Origin of the sequence: Christiangramia qingdaonensis (genome assembly GCF_048381525.1) — a bacterium.
Lineage (GTDB): Bacteria > Bacteroidota > Bacteroidia > Flavobacteriales > Flavobacteriaceae > Christiangramia.
The window spans coordinates 397,177-415,447 of the sequence record NZ_JBLWIM010000008.1 but is presented as its reverse complement, the minus strand read 5'-3'; the positions used below and the strand labels follow the sequence as shown (position 1 = coordinate 415,447).

The following is an 18,271-nucleotide window of genomic DNA, read 5'->3' as shown; positions in this document are numbered from 1 at the left end:
AAAATTGGAGGGCAAAGTTACGTTTTTTTAATCTTTTCAGGCGCATAAATAGTCTCCATTAACAGGTAGAATTGTACACCAAATAGTAGGGAGGCTATCACCAGGTGAAGTGGTTGTGACAAAAAGGGGAAGTCGAAATTATACATGGCGACTCCAGTTGCAACTTCCAGTAGAATAAAGGCGATTACCCAATTTACCCTAGACTGGAATAAGTTGTTCTGGCGATTTTTCCACCATAAGAATACATTCAATAGCAGCACTATTATAGAGAAAGATCTGTGAATATAAAAAGTAAGATTCGGATTGGCCAGCCATAATTCTTCAGTATTATAGCCGAAATTTCGAACCTGCTCATCTACAAATTGTCGAACCTGTGTACCCATCACCACCTGTATGAGCGTTAAGATTACTGCGGCAACTAAAAGATTTTGAAACGTACTGGTTTTAAATTTTTCTGAAGTGTGCTCCCGGCTTATGTATAACAGGTATAGCAGGACAGCAACGATCACCAGGGCCATCACCATATGAATGGTGATCTTGGCCGGAGCAAGTACCGAATATACTACGGTAGCTCCAAGCCATGCCTGGAATCCCATCATAAGTACGCTTAGCCAGGATAGGATCGTGATCTTTTTACTTTTTCTGAATTTTTTAAACGACAGTATTGCCATGATCAGGACGGCAATTCCTGCTAGAGCTCCTACAAGCCGATTGATATATTCTACCCACGTATGAGTTGGGTTGAAAATGGCATAGTCATGCTTTTCATAACTTTCCCAGTTATTCGAATTATAGTTTTCTGCTGAAGTAAAATCTGAAACGGCAACCTTTAAGGTTTCATCTACAATGATCACCTGTCCTTCTTCATAAGCTCTGTTCGGCTGGAATTTAATTTCTGAAACTTCAGTAGGAGGGATGTAATATCCAAAGCATTTTGGCCAGTCTGGGCAGCCCATGCCTGAGCCGGTCATTCTAACCACGGCACCGGCAACTATTACAAGATAAACCAGGATTAACGAGATTTTGACCCAATTTCTATACATAGCAATATTTATTTAAAGCCTAACTTTTTTCCGCAACGCTCAATCCGAGTTTGTTACCCATATTCAGCATGAAATCTCTGGCAGCGTCATGCTCATTCGGAATTTCACCTTCAAGGATCGCCTCTTTAATGGCATCCTTAATTTGCCCAACTTCACGACTTGGTGTGATGCCAAAGGTGCTCATAATTTCTTCACCACTTACCGGTGGCTGGAAGTTCCTAACATGATCGCGCTCTTCCACTTCTTCGATCTTTTGCCGAACCAGTTGAAAGTTATTATGATATTTTCTGAAGCGTTTAGGGTTTTTGGTCGTGATATCGGCCTCACAAAGCGTCATAAGGTCTTCGATATGATCTCCGGCATCAAAGATAAGTCGGCGTACGGCTGAATCGGTAACATGATCGTCTGCAACCGCAATCGGTCTCGAACTCATCAAAACCATTTTCTGCACGAACTTCATTTTCTCATTTAAGGGAAGTCGCAACCGCTTAAATAATTTGAAGACCATTTTCGCACCCACAAATTCGTGACCGTGAAAGGTCCATCCAATTTTCTTATGAAATTTCTTGGTTGGAGCTTTTCCAATATCATGTAGTAATGCGGCCCAGCGCAACCAGAGATCATCGGTATTCTTCGCAATATTATCTACAACCTCCAGAGTATGCCAGAAATTGTCTTTATGAGTCTGTCCTTCTACTTCATCAATTCCCTGTAAGGCGGTAAGCTCAGGTAAGATTTTAGCCAGAAGACCAGCTTTAAATAAGAGAGTCAGGCCTTTGGAAGGTTTTTTACTCATCAGGATCTTATTAAGCTCATCCATGATGCGCTCTTTTGAAATGATCTTGATCCTTTTATTATTTCTTTTAATTGCTGAAAGTGATTCTGCTTCGATCATAAAATTAAGCTGCGAACCGAATCTAATGGCGCGATACATCCGAAGTGGATCGTCTGAATAGGTGATATCGGGATCTAAAGGTGTTCTAATGATCCTGTCCTGTAGATCTTTATATCCATCAAAAGGATCGAGCAGGTCTCCAAACCCATTTTCATTCAGTTTTAAAGCCAGTGCGTTGATGGTGAAATCACGCCGATTCTGATCATCTGTAAGGGTTCCGTTTTCTACGATGGGTTTCCGACTATCCTTGCGATAACTTTCCCTCCTGGCACCTACGAATTCGATCTCCATATCATTGGCTCGAAGCATGGCCGTACCAAAATTTTGAAAAACCTGAACCTTGGGTTTATTTGGTAATAGATCTGAAACTTTTTGCGCAAGTTCGATTCCGCTGCCAACAGCTACGATATCAATATCTTTAGGTTCGCCGCGCTCAAGGATATGGTCACGTACAAATCCACCAATTACATAGGCGTCGACTTCAAGCTCGTCTGCAGCCTGGGAAATAACAGAAAAAATTTTATGATGTAAAGCTTTGCTGTAATTATGGTATTTCGGCATCTTTATTTGCGTATCACACTCACCTGCCCATCGTTACTTAACTTGATAATTGCTGATGGTTTTAGCGATTTTTTTGAACGCTGCAAATTTACTACATAGTCTACACCTTTTAAAATTTGAGGTGTGATTTGATCAAAGGATTGTGGTGTCGGCTGGCCGCTAACATTCGCCGAGGTAGATACCAATGGACGTTTTAATTTTTTAATAAGGTCTGAGCAAAAAGTGTCTCGTACTACACGAATTCCTAGAGATTCATCATCGCTAACCAGGTTTTCTGCAATATGTACAGGCTTATCGTAAATGATAGTCGTAGGTTTCTTGGCGTACTTTAGAATATCGTAGGCAGTTTCCGGCACATCTTCCACATACTGTTCTAGCATCTTGAAATTTGAAACCAGGCAAATCAGTGCTTTAGATTCTTCTCTTTTCTTAAGCTGAAATATCTTGTCTACGGCATTCGCATTCGTAGCGTCACAACCTATTCCCCAAACTGTATCGGTTGGATAAAGTATGATACCTCCTTTTTTTAAGACATCTATGCAATTTCTAACTTCCTGTTCCATTTTTTCCATAAAGCACTTCTTTATATTGAGCCAACGTATTGGCCGCCATTCTTTTGGTTGTATAGTTTTCGAGGAGTCGCTGGTATGAGATCTTTGTAAATTTCTCCTGCAACGACCTGTCCTGGGACAAAAGTACTAATTTATTGGCCAGGCTCACCCCGTCATGTGGTCTACTTAGAAAACCATTTTCTCCGTTCGTAATAATTTCTGGAATTCCACCAACTTCCGTAGCGACCACTGGAACCTTATAATAGAAGCTCTCATAAATAAATTGGGGAATACCTTCACTTTGGGAGGTCATCAAAGAAATATCGAATTGAGGAATTAACACCGAAGCATCTGGTATAAATTCTGAAAAATGACAATAGTTCTCGAGTCCTTTTTCTTTCATTCTTTGCAGATAACTTGCGGTTCGATCGGTTTTGCTGCCAATAACTAGGAAATGATAATTAGTGTGTCCCAGTTTATTAACAATATAATCTATTGTATTCACCCAGGTTTCAAGGTTTTTTGCTCGAATATGATTGGCAATAGTTCCGACCAATATCGCATTCTTCGGAATATTAAATTGCTCCCTTAAAATAATATTACCGATATTTTCCTTCGGAACGCTTGTTCCATGATAGACCGTTACCAGTTTTTCCTGATCCATTACCTTTTCTGAAGTGATCTGCCGGGTAATATCAGACACGCACAGAATTTTCTTGATCTGGGCATGATTATATTTATACAGTGTTCTTTTGCGATCCTTTATAGGAAACGATGTTTTTTTACTAAGGATATAAGGTGGCAAATTTGCTGAAAGATATGTCGCCATGATCGAAAGCGTAAGAGCCGTGGTATCATGAATATGTATCAGGTCAATCTTATGTTTTTTGCAGAGCACAATGATCTTCCAGACAAATCGTAGATCAAATTTAGTGAGGAGTGGAGCACTATATACTTCAATATTTTCCAGCTTTAAACGCTTAGAAAGATCTGATCCTTTACGGCTTAAAACAATATGTGATGCCGAATCCATTTCCTGGCATAGGTTCAGAATATGATTTTCTCCACCTCCCCATCGGCTGGCAGCAGAAATATGCAGTATTCTGGGCTCTTTTCTCAAGTAGGCGAAGTTAGCAACAACAAACTTAAAAAGAATGATAATTTTGGCCTTAAGCTGCAATAATTATCTTTGCGCTAAACGTTCAAAATAAATGACGGTATTACATGTTTCGGGGGCAAGGTCATGGGGAGGTAATGAGCAACAGCTTATGTATCTTATGGATGAACTGCCGGCCTTCAATGTAACTCAAAAACTATTCTGTTTTGAGGATACACGATTGGAAGAAGAAGCATCTAAAAAGGATGTGGAGATCCTTTCCGTGCCATATTGCAAACCCTATTCTTCGGAATACAGGAATGAACTATACCGGATCGTTAAGGAAAACAAGATCGATATCATTCATTTACATACCAGCGACGCAGTCACCGGTTACGTGGTAACAGATCTTCTGAAGAAGTTAAAGACCAGAACCTTATTTGCCCGTAAAGGTATTAGAGGTAAGAAAACCAGCTTACTCAGTAAATACAAGTATAATTACCGGAATATAGATACCATATTATGTATTTCTGAATATGTGAAAACTCACTTCGGAAAGATCTTAAGCGATCGGAACAAAGAAAAGTTGGTCGTCGTTTATAATGGGATTAAAGTACAGGATTCCAGACCAGCGCCAGATTTTCAGCTTAGGGATAAATATGAGATCCCAGATGATGTATTCTTGCTAGGGAGTATCGCGAATCATACTGCTGCCAAAGATCTGGGTGTTCTCATAGAAACCATGAACATGATCGTTCACGAACATGGCATTAAGAATATCCGACTTATCCAGATGGGTGATTTCTCGAAACTTACTCCCGGTTTTAAATCGATGATTGCTGAAAGGAAACTGGAAGAGTATATTATAATGACCGACTTTCAAAAGAATGCTTTTTCATTTTTACCGCAATTCGATACGTTCGTAGTAACTTCAGAGAGGGAAGGCGGACCTTCATCTCTAGTAGAAGCGCTCTATTATAAAGCGCCCATTGTAAGTACCAGGGTTGGAGTGGTGGATGAGGTCATCGAAGATGGCGTTAATGGATTTTCTGTACCAATCAAAAGTCCGGGATTGATGGCAGAAAAAATCCTGAAGATTAAAAATAATCCAGCATTAAAAACTCAGTTCACAGAAAGGTCTTACGAGATTTTTCTTCAGAAATTTACAGCTGAACGTTACGGGGAGGCTACCTTTGCGGTCTATAAAGATATGATGCAAAAAGAACTACGTCGATGAAAACAGCCCTGCTTGTATCAACATATAATTGGCCTGAAGCCCTGTCGCTTATTTTTAAAAGCCTTGAAAATCAATCGGTTGCTCCTGATGAGGTTCTTATTGCAGATGATGGTTCTGCTGAAGAAACTACAAAATTGATCACCGAATTTAAAAAGCAGAGTAGCCTTGATATAAATCATGTCTGGCACGAAGACAGAGGCTTTCGAAGATCAGAAATTTTGAACAAAGCTATTGCAGGTAGTAAATCAGATTATATCATACAGATAGATGGAGATTGCATCATGCATCGTGATTTTATTAAAGATCACCTTGCGATCGCCGAGAAGAAGGTATTTTTATTTGGATCAAGGGTGAACATTACGAAGGATTTCAAACCAAAAGTATTTGTGGATAAGATCATTGATTTCAATTTTTTAAGTGCTGGTATCAAAAAAAGGGGACGCACGATCAGAATTCCCTATTTGCGGAACAGTAATGTAAAAAGTCTTGATTTCAGCAATAAGGTTCGTGGTTGCAACTTATCATTCTGGCGTTCTGATTTCCTCGAAGTCAACGGGTATAATGAAGATATTTCTGGCTGGGGAAGAGAGGATTCAGAACTTGTTTTAAGAATGCTCAATGCGGGAATAGCTGGAAAAAGATTGAAATATGGAGGAATTGTATATCATATTTACCATCCTGAAGCATCTAAAGATCAATTGGGGTCTAATAACGAAATTCAGCAGGCGACTATTAGTCAGAAAAAACAGAAGTGTGAAAACGGAGTTGCAAAATATTTAATTTCTTCAGAATGAAAGCTGTTTTCTCAAAAAACTACCAGCAACAATCTGGTTTTATAAGGCAATGCATTGAGAACTTTGATTCAAAAGGTAAGGTTCTGGCTGAAGGGCGTAATGAAATAAGGATCTTTGAAAATGATGCTGAGCAATTCAACATTAAATCGTTCAGAATTCCCAATACGGTAAATAAGATCGCTTACAGATTTTTTAGAAAGTCAAAGGCACAGCGATCATTCGAGTATGCCAGTATTCTTGAAGAAAAAGGAATTGGAACCCCGGCTCCTGTAGCTTATTTTGAGAATCCTTCTTCTGTATTTTTTCGTGAAAGTTTCTATGTATGCAAGCATTTGCAAGCACATCTTACTTTCAGAGAACTGGTGTCCGATCCTGGTTTTCCAGATCACGAAAATATCCTGAAAGCTTTTACCAGGTTTACTTATGACCTGCATCAAAAAAATATTCAATTCCTGGACCATTCGCCGGGCAACACGCTCATTATTAGGGCTGGAAAATCTTACGAATTTTTCCTGGTGGATCTTAATCGCATGAATTTCAAGGAGCTGAATTTTGAGGAAAGAATGCAAAATTTTTCGCGTTTAACTCCTAAGGAGGAAATGGTAAAGATCATGGCGAATGAATATGCCGCCCTTATTGGAAAATCTGAAGCTGAAGTTTTTGAAAAAATGTGGTTTTATACAGAACAGTTTCAGCATAAATTTCAGAGAAAAAAGGCACTGAAAAAGAAATTAAAATTCTGGAAGAAATGAAAAAATCCGAAATGTCTGTCATTATAAGCACTTATAATGCACCAAAATGGCTGGAGAAAACGCTGTATGGTTTTAGTATACAAAGCTTCCGGGATTTTGAAATTGTAATCGCAGATGATGGATCTAAGCAGGAAACCCGTGATTTGATCGAGCAATTTTCAGCAGAAACGGAGATTCCTGTAGTGCATGTCTGGCATGAGGATAATGGGTTCCAGAAGTCACAGATCCTCAATAAGGCGATCCTTAAGTGCTCTTCAAAATATATTGTAATGACAGATGGAGACTGCATTCCCAGAAAGGATTTTATGCAAGTGCATTTTGATTGTCGTGAACCTGGTTATTTTCTGTCTGGTGGCTATTTTATGCTACCCATGGATATTTCAGAAAAGATAAATAAGGAAGATATCGAGATGCAGCGTTGTTTTGAGAAATCCTGGCTGGAAAAAAATGGACTCAAATCGATCATTAAAACCATGAAACTTACTTCTAAGGGTCGCAAAGCTGATTTCCTCAATAAGATTACTCCAACAAGTCCAACCTGGAATGGTCATAATGCCAGCGGCTGGACAAGCGATATTCTGAAAGTGAATGGTTTTGATGAGCGTATGCAATATGGTGGTCAGGATCGGGAATTAGGTGAACGGCTGGTAAATTCAGGTATCAAAGGTAAGCAAATTCGTTACTCGGCAATTTGTGTGCACCTGGATCATCCACGGGGTTATAAAACTCAGGAGTCCATAGATTATAACCGAAGCATTCGTAAGAATACCCGGGACACAAAATCTACGTGTACAAAATTCGGCATCAATAAAAGCTAGTCGTGAACTTCGACATAATCCTTAAGTTTCGCCAGGAATAATTGTGGTTTAAAATCATCGTAGTCATTCTTTTCAGGATGATAATCGTGAAGATGTACGCTATAATTTTTGCTACCTTCAAAACTGGACCAGGCTTCTTTGGAAACTTGTGGTGAGAAGATCGCGAAAGTTGGAGTATTAAGTGCTTTAGCCATATTTATAGCTCCACCTTCATTACCAATTAGCGCTGTACATTGAGAACTTAAAGCAAGAAATTCCCTCAAACTTTTACCGAAAATATCCGGTCTGGAGACTTCTTTTGCATCTTCTGAAAGCAAATTTATAAGGTTATCTACCTGCGGTTTTTGCGAAGGAATGTAGTTGTATAATAATGTACAGTCTTTTTTAGAAGCAATGAAATTTAAAACTTCAGCCATATACTTTTCAGGATATGTTTTCTCATCACTGCTACCTAGGATAGAGATCATATAAACTGGACTGGTCATATCAACTTTTTGTGCTGACAGATAATTCTGTGCCCAATTGATTTCTTCAGAAGTGAGATAGACGTTAGGTTTTATAGGATGTAAGTCCTTTAAACCTAAAGGATGTAATAATTTTAACCTGTTTTCTATAGCGAGTCCTGCTGTAGTCCTGGCAATTTTCTCATTTTTAAAGACATGGTTGAAAACTAGTTTTGTATACCATTTTTCAAGTCCGATAATCTTTTTCGCACCTGTCAAATGAGAGATTAAAGCAGAGTATGGTTTAGAATAGGCATCGATAACGATGTCGTAATCATTCTCCTTCAGTTTTTTACCGAATTTTATCAAGCCTGGCAGGCTCTTATGCTTTTCAGCATCAAAAATTATAATATTTGAGATATCAGGATTGTTCTCTACAACGGGAATTGTATGCTTGTAAATTAGATAATCCAGCTGAGCGGTCGGGTACTCTTTCCGAAGTGCTTCAAATAAGATTGAGGACGTAAGTACGTCCCCAATCATTTTCATCTGTATTACAAGTATTTTCAAATCTATTGCTAAACTGCCACGTTATACTCACGAAGGGCATCATTCAATGATGTTTTCTTATTCGTGGATTCCTTTCGTTTCCCAATAATAAGGGCGCACGGAACCTGGTATTCACCTGCAGGGAACTTTTTTGTATAACTTCCAGGGATCACTACCGATCTTGCCGGAACATAGCCTTTGAATTCTTTTGGTTCATCTCCTGTTACGTCGATAATCTTGGTAGATGCAGTAAGAACTACATTTGCACCAAGTACAGCTTCTTTCTCTACACGAATTCCTTCCACTACAATGCTTCGGGATCCAAGGAATGCATTATCTTCAATAATTACTGGTGCTGCCTGAAGCGGCTCCAGAACTCCGCCAATACCAACTCCACCACTTAGATGCACATTTTTTCCAATTTGAGCACAGCTTCCAACGGTCGCCCAGGTATCTACCATGGTGCCTTCATCTACATAGGAGCCAATATTTACATAGCTTGGCATTAAAATAACGCCTGATGAAATATAAGCACCGTGTCTCGCCACAGCGTTTGGTACAACTCTAATTCCTTTTTCTTTATATCCTTTTTTCAAAGGCATCTTATCGTGATACTCGAAAATACCGGCTTCCAGAGTTTCCATTTTCTGAATCGGGAAGTAAAGAACTACTGCTTTCTTCACCCATTCATTCACCTGCCAGCCATCTGTTACCGGTTCAGCGGTTCTAAGTTCTCCCTTGTCTAGAAGGTCGATCACCTTACGGATAGCATCTGTAGTTTCAGTATCTTTTAGAAGGTCACGGTTTTCCCATGCCTTTTCAATTGTAGCTTTCAACTGGTCCATTTTGTATTTTTTTTCAAATATAACAGCTATCAGTCAATATTTATGGACAAACCAATATAAACCTTACCTTTGCCTAAATTTTGAAGATGGGCAGAATTTTAGCGCTTGATTATGGTACTAAACGAACGGGAGTCGCCGTTACAGATGAATTGAAAATGATCGCATCTGGTCTTAAAACGGTAGAAACACCTGAGCTGTTGAATTTTCTGAACACCTATTTTGAGAACGAGAATGTAGAAAGAGTTTTAGTAGGTGAACCAAAGCGAATGAATGATATGCCTTCTGAAAGCGAAGTACATATCCAGGAGTTCCTGAAGAAGTTTACTGAAAAGTTTCCAGAGATGCCTCTGGAGCGGGTGGACGAAAGATTCACCAGCAAGATGGCGGTTCAAACCATGATCGATAGCGGACTGAAAAAGAAAAAGCGGAGAGATAAAGCACTCGTGGATGAAATTAGTGCCACGATCATTCTTCAAACCTGGCTTTATAAATAGAACAATGACGGCTTTGAAAATAGAAAGTCGAAAAATATATAGAATGATTTTACCAATTGTAGCTTACGGGGATCCCGTTCTAAAGAAAAAAGCTAAAAATATTGACAAGGATTATCCAAAACTGGAAGCTCTGATCGATAATATGTGGGATACCATGTACAATGCTTATGGTGTTGGACTTGCAGCTCCTCAAATAGGTCTTCCTGTTCGAATCTTTATGATCGATCCAGCTCCTTTCGCCGAAGATGACGACTTAAGTGATTCTGAAAAAGATGAATTGAAAGATCTTCGTAAAGTTTTTATCAACCCGGAGATCACAGAAGAAAGCGGTGAAGAATGGGCTTTTAGCGAAGGTTGCCTTAGTATTCCAGACGTTCGGGAGGATGTGTTTCGTCAACCCGATATAACTATCGAATATTATGACGAAAACTGGGAAAAGCATGTCGAGCAGTATAGCGGTTTAGCTGCAAGGGTCATTCAGCATGAATATGACCATATTGAAGGTGTACTGTTTACAGATAAGCTTTCTAGTTTAAAGAAAAGATTGATTAAGAGTAAATTAGGCAATATCTCGAAGGGAAAGATCAACGTAGATTATAAAATGCGTTTTCCGAATGCGAAAAAAGCCCGTTAAAGGCTTTGATAATTAAGTCTGGGACTTGATATTTGCCAACCTAAATTTAAAAAGACTATGGGATTAGATAAAATTCTTGCTATTTCGGGAAAACCGGGACTTTATGAGCTTACCGCGCAAACAAGAGGCGGCTTTGTTGCTAAATCTATGCTAGATGGCAAGAAAATTGCCGTAAACATGCGTCACAACGTAAGTATTCTTAGCGAGATCGCAATCTATACCTACACAGAAGAGATTCCGTTAGGTGAGGTTTTTCAAAAGATTAGTGAAAAAGAGAATGGTGAAAAAACGATAAATCACAAGGTTTCCAAAAATGAAATGGAAGCATTCTTTTCTGAAATTCTTCCTGATTATGACGAAGATCGTGTGTACGCCAGTGATATGAAAAAGATCATTCAGTGGTATAATCTTTTAGTGGAGAATGGAATGACCAGCTTTGCGAAGGAAGATAAAGCTGAAAAAAATACAGACGAAGAGGAATAGTTTCTTCCGATTTGATATTAATTAAAAGGCTGAAATCATCGATTTCAGCCTTTTATTATTTTAAATAATCCTGAAGTATGTGATACAGATATTTCAGTTTAGAACTTCAAACCGAAGATAAAAGCGCCATCTCTTTGACCGTTAAAATCTGAAACCACATAGTCCAGTCTTAAAAAACGGTATTTTCCGAAGCCAATATTATCGAGACCTATAGAATATTCAGAATAAGGAGCTCTGTTGTTTGTCGTTAAGCGATGTGCGCCCAGAATAAGGTTATAGTTCAATTTATTGATAAGCGGAATCTTGCCCAGAAACCAACCCTGGAAATCATGTTCTGCATGAAATTCTGCATAATTTTCATTAGTGCTAAAGTTATAGTAAGGCATCAGGTTAAACGCTCCCACGTAACTGCCGAAACCAATTCGCGTCTGGTTCGCATTAAAATGCTGGTAATCTACCAGGCTAATACCTTCCGCATTACTAAATAGTCCGCCGTTGGCCATATATTGGAAAGTTCCTTTATTGCCAATTTTTACACTTTGTTCTACTCTTGCCTTAAATTGATTATAGTTGAACTGCTCCTCACTTGCTCCAAATCCGCTTTCCCATGAAATGTTCAATTTTGGATACTTGTTCTCATATACATTATATCTCCCATTAGGATAGCTCATATATTTCTGATCAAAGCGTATTCCGAAATCCAATCTGGACTTAAAAAGATGATGATCCTCAAATAAACTCGTTCCAAAGCTGTTTGGCTGTAGAGGATTGTTAGAAGTGTATTCCCGATCCTCCCAGTCGATAATCACATGATCTGTAGAATTTGTAAGAGCTGTCCTGTCTTCCCAGCCCAGTTCGCCAAAAATTCTTAAACCTGGAAAGATATCCCTGCCGTATGCCGCTTTAGCAAAGCTTCTCTCAAAAAGCTTCATATAGTTTCTTTCGAAAAATATAGTAGTGATGCTATTCAGTAACGGGGAAATAGGTTCGTTTGCATTGATTTGCGCGCTTTCCACACCTCCGGAAACTCTCAGAAAGTCCTTACTATAGTTGTTGAACTTTTTCTCAAAACCACCGTTTAAACGCAATCGGTCTTCACTTAGTCCATAATCTATATCTGTAAAGACTCTCCAGTAATTCTCCTGATCCTCGCCGGTACGTTGTGTGTAATTTACTGTAATATCAGTATTCCAGCCCTGTACCGTATTAAAACCGATTCCTGATACTGGAGCACTAAAACTAAAAGATCTGTTCTTCCAGCTATTTCTATAACTATATCCAAAAAGCACATCGGTTATTCCAAATTGATTTCTTTCGGTATCTATAGAATCCTGGTATTTTTTGGTACTGCGAACTTCCTGGATGCTGTCTTTTTTTGCATAATCATTAATTTCTTCTGAAGTAAGGGGTACGGGACGTACTTTTTCCCAGGAAACCGAATCCTTTTCGTTCGCATTCTGTGAATAGCTTAAGATCTCCTTTCCGAAGCTGTTTTTAGAAAAACCAGGATCGAAATCATAATCGCTGTAGACTGCCGTAAACCTTCCGTTCCCGCCAAACCCGAAGATCTTAAAACTGAAGTCCACACTTTGGGAGATCTGGATAAAAAGCTTGTTTTCTTCAGAAAATTTGAAATTCTGCTTAAATACTATTTCTTCAATTGGTGCAACCTGTATGGCTGTACCAGTAGTAGTAAGATCGATCCCGTAAATTTGCCAGAGGTCTTCCACGATATAGACAAAACCTGAAAATACACGGTCCTGCTTACGCTTTGGAGTCACCTCGATCTTATTGATAAGATTACCCCGGTCATCAAAAAAAGTACCTGCCAGCTTGTACCGATAATAATTAAATCCATAATCTGCCAGCGGAGAAACCATTTCGCTGTTTAAATTAATAGTGTTCTCGTAAAAGGAATAGTATGCTTCCTGGGCCGAGTTGAGGCTAAAACCATTGTCATCTCCAGAAACCTTTGACGCAATGATATTTTCCTTGAAATCATCTGGTTTTTGAAATGAGATCTTAGAAATTGTTTCACTTAAATAAACAATACCGCTTCTGGTAGAATCGAGTCCGCCACCAAGATCACCAATTTCCTGGCCCATAATTTTCTCTGGGGCATTTTCAATTCTCCATAACCCCCGGGAATAAAAATCGGCCGTAAAACTTTCCAGTCGGTTCGAGTTTTGTTTTCTATTTTCGATCGCCAGCCGCATAATTCTGTTGGCTGGATTCTCATCATTCTGTATGGTAACTTCATCCAGGCTGGTGCTTTCTGAGCTCAACTGGATATTGAGTTCGTAAGGAAATTGGGTGATATTGACCTTTTTCTTCTGAGTTTTAAAGCCAAGGAATTGAAATACGATCACATATTCACCAGTTTCCTTCAGTTTGAGTTCGTAAAGGCCTTCATTGTTGGAAGTAGTTCCGATATTACCAGATTCTGTGTAGATGTTCACATAAGGTAGAGGCTCATTATCTTCCGAAGAAATTTTACCGGTAATTTGAGCAGAAAGGCTGGAAAATGCCAGAAAAAGGCAGAGTCCAAGTAGTTTTTTTAGCATGAGGTAGTTTTCAGATGCTAAATAAACGCAAAAAGTTGCAGTAAATTATTTGTAGTCCTTCTGAATTCTATCCAGGCGTCTTTTATTATCACGATCTTTAATCGTATCCCGCTTATCGTAAAGCTTTTTACCCTTTGCCAGTGCGATCTGTAGCTTTGCCAACCCGCGATCGTTAATGAACATTTTTAGAGGAATTATGGTCAATCCTGAATTGGTCACTTCTTTTTCCAGTTTGCGTAACTCTCTTTTTTGTAATAAAAGTTTACGTTCACTTTTTGGATTATGATTAAAATGAGTGGCATGAGAATATTCCTCCACATGCATATTGATCACAAATAGCTCGTGATTATTAAATTCACAAAAACTCTCTGCGATGTTCGCCTTACCTTCACGAATTGCTTTGATCTCGGTACCCGCAAGCTTGATCCCGGCGGTATACTTATCCAGAAATTCATAATTGAACTTCGCTTTTCGATTCTTGATGCTTACAGAATTCTTCATAGGTCACAAAAATACAAGCTTTAAGCTAAAAACATACTAAAGCAATTTTAAAATTAGCGGTGAGGAAGCTGATCAAAGTTTATTATTTTTGCGAACTCAAAATTCTACTATGAAACGTTTGCTTCCAGCCTTAATTTCTCTATTTATAATTAGCTGTGCAGAAAAAGAAAATACATTGACGGCAGATGAGATCGTTCAAAATGCTATAGAAAGATCTGGCGGCAAATTATACGAAATGGCGGAGATCGACTATACTTTTCGTGGTAAAGAATACAAGAGCTATAGAAAGGGTGGTGAGTTTAGCTATACTCGAATCATGACCGATACCTCAGGAAATAGAGTGGTAGATGTTCTAGATAATGATAGGCTGACTCGAATGATCAATGATAGTAATGTTGTGGTCCATGATTCTTTAATGCTGCCAATCGGCAATTCCATTAACTCAGTCAACTATTTCGTGCATTTACCATACGGACTCATGGCTGAAGCCGCGAATAGGCAATTGATTGGGAAGGATACCATCGCGGGAAGGGAATATTATGAGATCAAGGTTACCTTTTCTGAAAATGGGGGAGGAACAGATCATGAGGATGAATATATGTACTGGATCGATACTCAAAATTTTGAAGTAGACTACCTAGCCTATAATTTTGAAGTGAATGATGGTGGTGTAAGATTCCGGAAAGCTTTTAACCACAGGGTGATCGAAGGAATTAGCTTTGTAGATTACGAGAATTATGAATATAAAGATATTGAAGTTCAGCTAACTAAACTGGATAGTCTTTACCAGGAACGCGAGTTGGATCTCCTATCCATTATAGAGACAAAAAATATTCGGGTAAAACTGGACAGTATTAATTAAGGTAAAGTACCTGGTCTAGAATTTCTTTATTCGGAAGTATTTGCACAGTAAATAACGCTCCATTCTCGGTATCATCAATATTTGCATATTTTTCCTCGCCAAGGATTTCATTTACGAACTGCGGAGTCGTGTTACTATGTCCTACCACCAAAACGCTTTTTCCATGCGTTCTTTTCCTGAATTCATCATCAAATCCATTGCTGGTATTATAGTTTTCGATCGACAATTGCTTACTACCTGCAATTGGAGCGCCTGTTTGCAAGGTGCGTTTATAATTTGTACTCAAAACCATATCAAGGGGTATATCCTTTAAAACTTCAGCCCAGCGTTGTGCCCTTTTCAAACCTTCCGCAGTTAGGTTTGGATCTTTTTCAGTTTTATTGCTGCGATCTTTTTCAGCATGTCTTATGAAATAGTAGGTAGTTGTCTCCTGTATAATATTGTTTTCAATATTTTCTTCGGAAGAGACTCCAAAAAGAAGAATGAACGGAAGTACTATTTTAAGAATTGTAGACATGAGAAAGATTTTATAGGATTGTAAATTACTCTGAAATATTTATTTCCATGAGAATAAATTGATTTAACTGCCTAACGAAAGAATTAAAATTATTGTCGGCTACCAGTATCAAGCTGCGGTTTCCGTTTTCCAGTTCCGGTCCAAAACACATGCCCTCGATATTATCAACAATCCCATCGGTTAGCTGATCTTCTACAGACTTAAAGTTGAAAATAAGCTTCTTTTTTGCCGTTTGATAGTTAGCCTTTCGAAGCGAATTCTCGTTTAGGGTATTAGTAGCTTTGCTTGCATCTACATCAAAGATTTTCACCGTGTTCCCGTGGGAACCATAACCGGCAGAATAGGAGCGTTCCATCACCAGAAATCGATCTTGAGCATATTCAAGGATCTCTGTGATTCCGTTCAGCGCAAAATAATTAATAGGCAGCTTCGCGATTCCTTCAAGTGGATAGACAAATTGCGAGATTGCATTTCCAGTTTCAGTATTAAATTTGGTGATCCTGGAGTGGGAACGTGAAGGAAATATCTTGGGTTTGGAAGAGTCCTTTTCTAAGGGTAATTCTGTAGCAATCCAAACTCCCAATCCATCAACAGTATTTGTAATGCCTTCAAAAACTCCGTTGTTCCGTGGTTTTTGATCATTCTTAGATTGAAAATGTTCTGGAATACTATAAGATCTGATTATTTCACCTTCAGTATTTGTCTCATAAATTCCGGGATCACGTCCATCTGAGATCAAACCTTCGCTAACTATGAGAAAGCCGTTATTTCTTGGATCATAGCGAAGGCCTTCAAGATCTAATACTACTTTCGAATATTCTTCAGGTCTTCTAATCTTTATAAGATCAGTAATCTCGATGTTTTCGATTCTGGAGTCGGCTAATTTGATATTGGCCTGGTAAATTCTTGGATTGGATGCCTGATCGCTGACCAGGTAAAATTTTCCGTTTGCGTAGTCTATTCCCGAGAGTCCACCAATTTTTGTGTCTTCAAATTTCAGGTTTTCATCTATTACAAATTCATCCAGATAATTCAGTCTAACCTGGTCATCTTCTATTCTTGAAGTGACGCCGCAGCTGCTAAAAATTAAAATTGAAAAGAGAGATAGTAATCGAAGTTTCATAGTGAGTTTTGAAGAAATCAAAAATAACAAATCCTTAAGACAAAAATAGGACTTCCTTGGGATGCTAAGGCCTATGCTATGAATACATTTATGTATTAACCAAAATCAATCGTTATGAATGAAGATCAAAGAGAAGGAAAATGGAAACAAATCAAAGGACAATTTAAACAAAAGTATGGAGATCTAACTGATGATGACACTACGTATTCCGAAGGGAAATTTGATGAGATGTTAGGTCGTATGCAGGAAAAAACTGGAAAGTCTAAGGAGGAATTGAAGAATGAAATTGATCAGTGGTAGATTGAATAGTTGAAGAAAAAAAAGGCGGTAGAAATACCGCCTTTTTTTATGATTAATTTTCTGAAAGTTCTTCCTGGTTTCTAAACACCAGCTCTTCGTTGAATTCATCCAGAAGAATGATACTGTCTGTGCTAATATTGCCAGATAGGATTTCCTTGGATAGTTTATTAAGTACTTCTCTTTGCACTACTCTTTTCACGGGTCTGGCACCAAATTGTGGATCAAAACCTTTCGCAGCGAGATAATCAAGTGCTTCATCTGTAGCATCCAAAACTATATGTTGCTTTGCGAGCATTTTCTTTACGCCTTTCAATTGCAAGCTCACAATCTGCCTGATGTCTTTTCGAGTAAGCGGACTAAACATTACAATATCATCGATCCTGTTCAGGAATTCTGGTCTAACAGTTTGCTTCAGCAATCCAAGTACATCCACTTTAGCAGATTCCATCGCTGCATCTACATCCTTGATAGCTTCAAATCTCTCCTGGATGATCTGGCTCCCCATATTAGAAGTCATTACAATGATGGTGTTCTTGAAGTCTGCAACACGACCTTTGTTATCTGTAAGTCTTCCTTCATCCAGAACCTGAAGTAAAATATTGAAAGTATCAGGATGTGCCTTTTCGATCTCATCTAGTAATACCACGGAATATGGTTTTCTTCGCACTGCTTCAGTAAGTTGTCCACCTTCATCATATCCAACATATCCCGGAGGTGCCCCAACTAATCTGCTAACCGAATGTCTTTCCTGGTATTCACTCATGTCGATCCTGGTCATCGCAGATTCGTCGTCGAACAGGTATTCCGCAAGCGCCTTGGCCAGCTCTGTTTTACCAACTCCGGTTGTTCCCAGGAACAGGAAAGATCCAATTGGTCTGTTTTGATCCTGAAGTCCGGCACGACTACGGCGAACTGCGTCGCTAACGGCGATGATCGCTTCATCCTGTCCAACCACACGCTTATGAAGGTCATCTTCTAATTTGAGTAATTTTTCACGATCGCTTTGAAGCATTTTGGTCACCGGAATCCCTGTCCACTTCGCAACTACTTCTGCAATATCTTCATTGGTAACTTCTTCTTGGATCAATGATTTTTCACTTTGATTTTCAGCAACGTTCTGTTGTAGCTTTTCTAGCTTCTCCTGCGCTTCCTTGATCTTTCCGTAGCGAATCTCAGCTACTTTACCGTAGTCACCTTCGCGCTCAGCTT

General features: G+C 38.9%; 20 protein-coding genes. 9 read left to right on the top strand and 11 right to left on the bottom strand.

The window, feature by feature from the left end; translation table 11 throughout:
- Positions 1–17: 17 nt before the first annotated feature.
- Genes ACNI3T_RS02595 through ACNI3T_RS02580 form a run of 4 tightly spaced genes read right to left on the bottom strand, consistent with a single transcriptional unit; the run spans position 18 to position 4,170 of the window.
- Positions 18–1,043 carry a COX15/CtaA family protein gene (locus ACNI3T_RS02595; RefSeq protein WP_418226504.1) on the bottom strand — a complete coding sequence of 342 codons (1,026 nt, stop codon included), beginning with the start codon at positions 1,041–1,043 and terminating at the stop codon, positions 18–20.
- Between the two features lie 19 nt (positions 1,044–1,062).
- Positions 1,063–2,499, bottom strand: a complete 1,437-nt coding sequence (locus tag ACNI3T_RS02590; protein WP_418226503.1) for a CCA tRNA nucleotidyltransferase — start codon at positions 2,497–2,499, stop codon at positions 1,063–1,065.
- Between the two features lie 2 nt (positions 2,500–2,501).
- Complete coding sequence (locus ACNI3T_RS02585; protein WP_141877170.1) at positions 2,502–3,071, bottom strand: L-threonylcarbamoyladenylate synthase; 570 nt, start codon at positions 3,069–3,071, stop codon at positions 2,502–2,504.
- A complete protein-coding gene (locus ACNI3T_RS02580; RefSeq protein WP_418226502.1) occupies positions 3,046–4,170 on the bottom strand; it encodes a glycosyltransferase family 4 protein in 1,125 nt (374 codons plus the stop codon). Before ACNI3T_RS02580 ends, ACNI3T_RS02585 begins: the two co-directional genes overlap by 26 nt.
- A 91-nt stretch (positions 4,171–4,261) precedes the next feature.
- Here ACNI3T_RS02580 and ACNI3T_RS02575 point away from each other — a divergent pair, with 91 nt between their 5' ends.
- The 4 genes from ACNI3T_RS02575 to ACNI3T_RS02560 are packed head-to-tail and all read left to right on the top strand — an operon-like array spanning position 4,262 to position 7,747.
- Positions 4,262–5,383, top strand: a complete 1,122-nt coding sequence (locus ACNI3T_RS02575) for a glycosyltransferase family 4 protein (RefSeq protein ID WP_418226501.1) — start codon at positions 4,262–4,264, stop codon at positions 5,381–5,383.
- On the top strand, positions 5,380–6,177 hold the full coding sequence (locus ACNI3T_RS02570; protein WP_418226500.1) for a glycosyltransferase family 2 protein: 798 nt from the start codon (positions 5,380–5,382) through the stop codon (positions 6,175–6,177). Before ACNI3T_RS02575 ends, ACNI3T_RS02570 begins: the two co-directional genes overlap by 4 nt.
- Positions 6,174–6,929 (top strand): lipopolysaccharide kinase InaA family protein, encoded by a 756-nt coding sequence (locus ACNI3T_RS02565; RefSeq protein WP_418226499.1) that lies wholly within the window; start codon positions 6,174–6,176, stop codon positions 6,927–6,929. The genes ACNI3T_RS02570 and ACNI3T_RS02565 overlap by 4 nt, the downstream gene beginning before the upstream one ends.
- A complete protein-coding gene (locus ACNI3T_RS02560) occupies positions 6,926–7,747 on the top strand; it encodes a glycosyltransferase family 2 protein (protein ID WP_418226498.1) in 822 nt (273 codons plus the stop codon). Before ACNI3T_RS02565 ends, ACNI3T_RS02560 begins: the two co-directional genes overlap by 4 nt.
- On the opposite strand, the gene ACNI3T_RS02555 is transcribed toward ACNI3T_RS02560, so the two are convergent.
- Positions 7,744–8,739: a glycosyltransferase family 9 protein gene (locus ACNI3T_RS02555; protein WP_418226497.1), complete on the bottom strand. Its 996-nt coding sequence runs from the start codon at positions 8,737–8,739 to the stop codon at positions 7,744–7,746. The genes ACNI3T_RS02560 and ACNI3T_RS02555 overlap by 4 nt on opposite strands.
- A 29-nt stretch (positions 8,740–8,768) precedes the next feature.
- A complete protein-coding gene (locus ACNI3T_RS02550) occupies positions 8,769–9,584 on the bottom strand; it encodes a 2,3,4,5-tetrahydropyridine-2,6-dicarboxylate N-succinyltransferase (protein ID WP_295179646.1) in 816 nt (271 codons plus the stop codon).
- Between the two features lie 86 nt (positions 9,585–9,670).
- Between ACNI3T_RS02550 and ruvX the strand changes: the two genes are divergently transcribed.
- The 3 genes from ruvX to ACNI3T_RS02535 are packed head-to-tail and all read left to right on the top strand — an operon-like array spanning position 9,671 to position 11,195.
- Positions 9,671–10,078, top strand: a complete 408-nt coding sequence (gene ruvX / locus ACNI3T_RS02545) for a Holliday junction resolvase RuvX (RefSeq protein ID WP_322302237.1) — start codon at positions 9,671–9,673, stop codon at positions 10,076–10,078.
- A 43-nt stretch (positions 10,079–10,121) separates the two neighbouring features.
- Positions 10,122–10,712: a peptide deformylase gene (gene def, locus ACNI3T_RS02540; protein WP_322302238.1), complete on the top strand. Its 591-nt coding sequence runs from the start codon at positions 10,122–10,124 to the stop codon at positions 10,710–10,712.
- 57 nt (positions 10,713–10,769) lie between these two features.
- Entirely contained in the window at positions 10,770–11,195 is a 426-nt protein-coding gene (locus ACNI3T_RS02535; RefSeq protein WP_322302239.1) for a DUF5606 family protein, read from the top strand.
- Between the two features lie 98 nt (positions 11,196–11,293).
- On the opposite strand, the gene ACNI3T_RS02530 is transcribed toward ACNI3T_RS02535, so the two are convergent.
- Both ACNI3T_RS02530 and smpB read right to left on the bottom strand, forming a co-directional pair.
- The gene (locus tag ACNI3T_RS02530) at positions 11,294–13,759 is read right to left on the bottom strand and encodes a DUF5686 and carboxypeptidase regulatory-like domain-containing protein (protein ID WP_418226496.1); all 2,466 of its coding nucleotides are present in this window, start codon (positions 13,757–13,759) and stop codon (positions 11,294–11,296) included.
- 45 nt (positions 13,760–13,804) lie between these two features.
- Positions 13,805–14,260 carry an SsrA-binding protein SmpB gene (gene smpB, locus ACNI3T_RS02525; protein ID WP_322302241.1) on the bottom strand — a complete coding sequence of 152 codons (456 nt, stop codon included), beginning with the start codon at positions 14,258–14,260 and terminating at the stop codon, positions 13,805–13,807.
- Positions 14,261–14,369: 109 nt separating this feature from the next.
- Here smpB and ACNI3T_RS02520 point away from each other — a divergent pair, with 109 nt between their 5' ends.
- A complete protein-coding gene (locus ACNI3T_RS02520) occupies positions 14,370–15,122 on the top strand; it encodes a DUF6503 family protein (RefSeq protein ID WP_418226495.1) in 753 nt (250 codons plus the stop codon).
- On the opposite strand, the gene ACNI3T_RS02515 is transcribed toward ACNI3T_RS02520, so the two are convergent.
- Positions 15,115–15,639 (bottom strand): SixA phosphatase family protein, encoded by a 525-nt coding sequence (locus ACNI3T_RS02515; protein ID WP_418226494.1) that lies wholly within the window; start codon positions 15,637–15,639, stop codon positions 15,115–15,117. The two genes, ACNI3T_RS02520 and ACNI3T_RS02515, sit on opposite strands and share 8 nt — an antisense overlap.
- Positions 15,640–15,664: 25 nt before the next feature.
- Positions 15,665–16,762 carry an esterase-like activity of phytase family protein gene (locus ACNI3T_RS02510; RefSeq protein WP_418226493.1) on the bottom strand — a complete coding sequence of 366 codons (1,098 nt, stop codon included), beginning with the start codon at positions 16,760–16,762 and terminating at the stop codon, positions 15,665–15,667.
- Positions 16,763–16,876: 114 nt separating this feature from the next.
- On the opposite strand from ACNI3T_RS02510, the gene ACNI3T_RS02505 reads away from it, so the two are divergent.
- Positions 16,877–17,062: a CsbD family protein gene (locus ACNI3T_RS02505; RefSeq protein ID WP_418226492.1), complete on the top strand. Its 186-nt coding sequence runs from the start codon at positions 16,877–16,879 to the stop codon at positions 17,060–17,062.
- 52 nt (positions 17,063–17,114) lie between these two features.
- On the opposite strand, the gene ACNI3T_RS02500 is transcribed toward ACNI3T_RS02505, so the two are convergent.
- Positions 17,115–18,271, bottom strand: a 1,157-nt coding sequence (locus tag ACNI3T_RS02500; protein ID WP_418226491.1) for an AAA family ATPase, incomplete at its 5' end; no start/stop codon positions are given.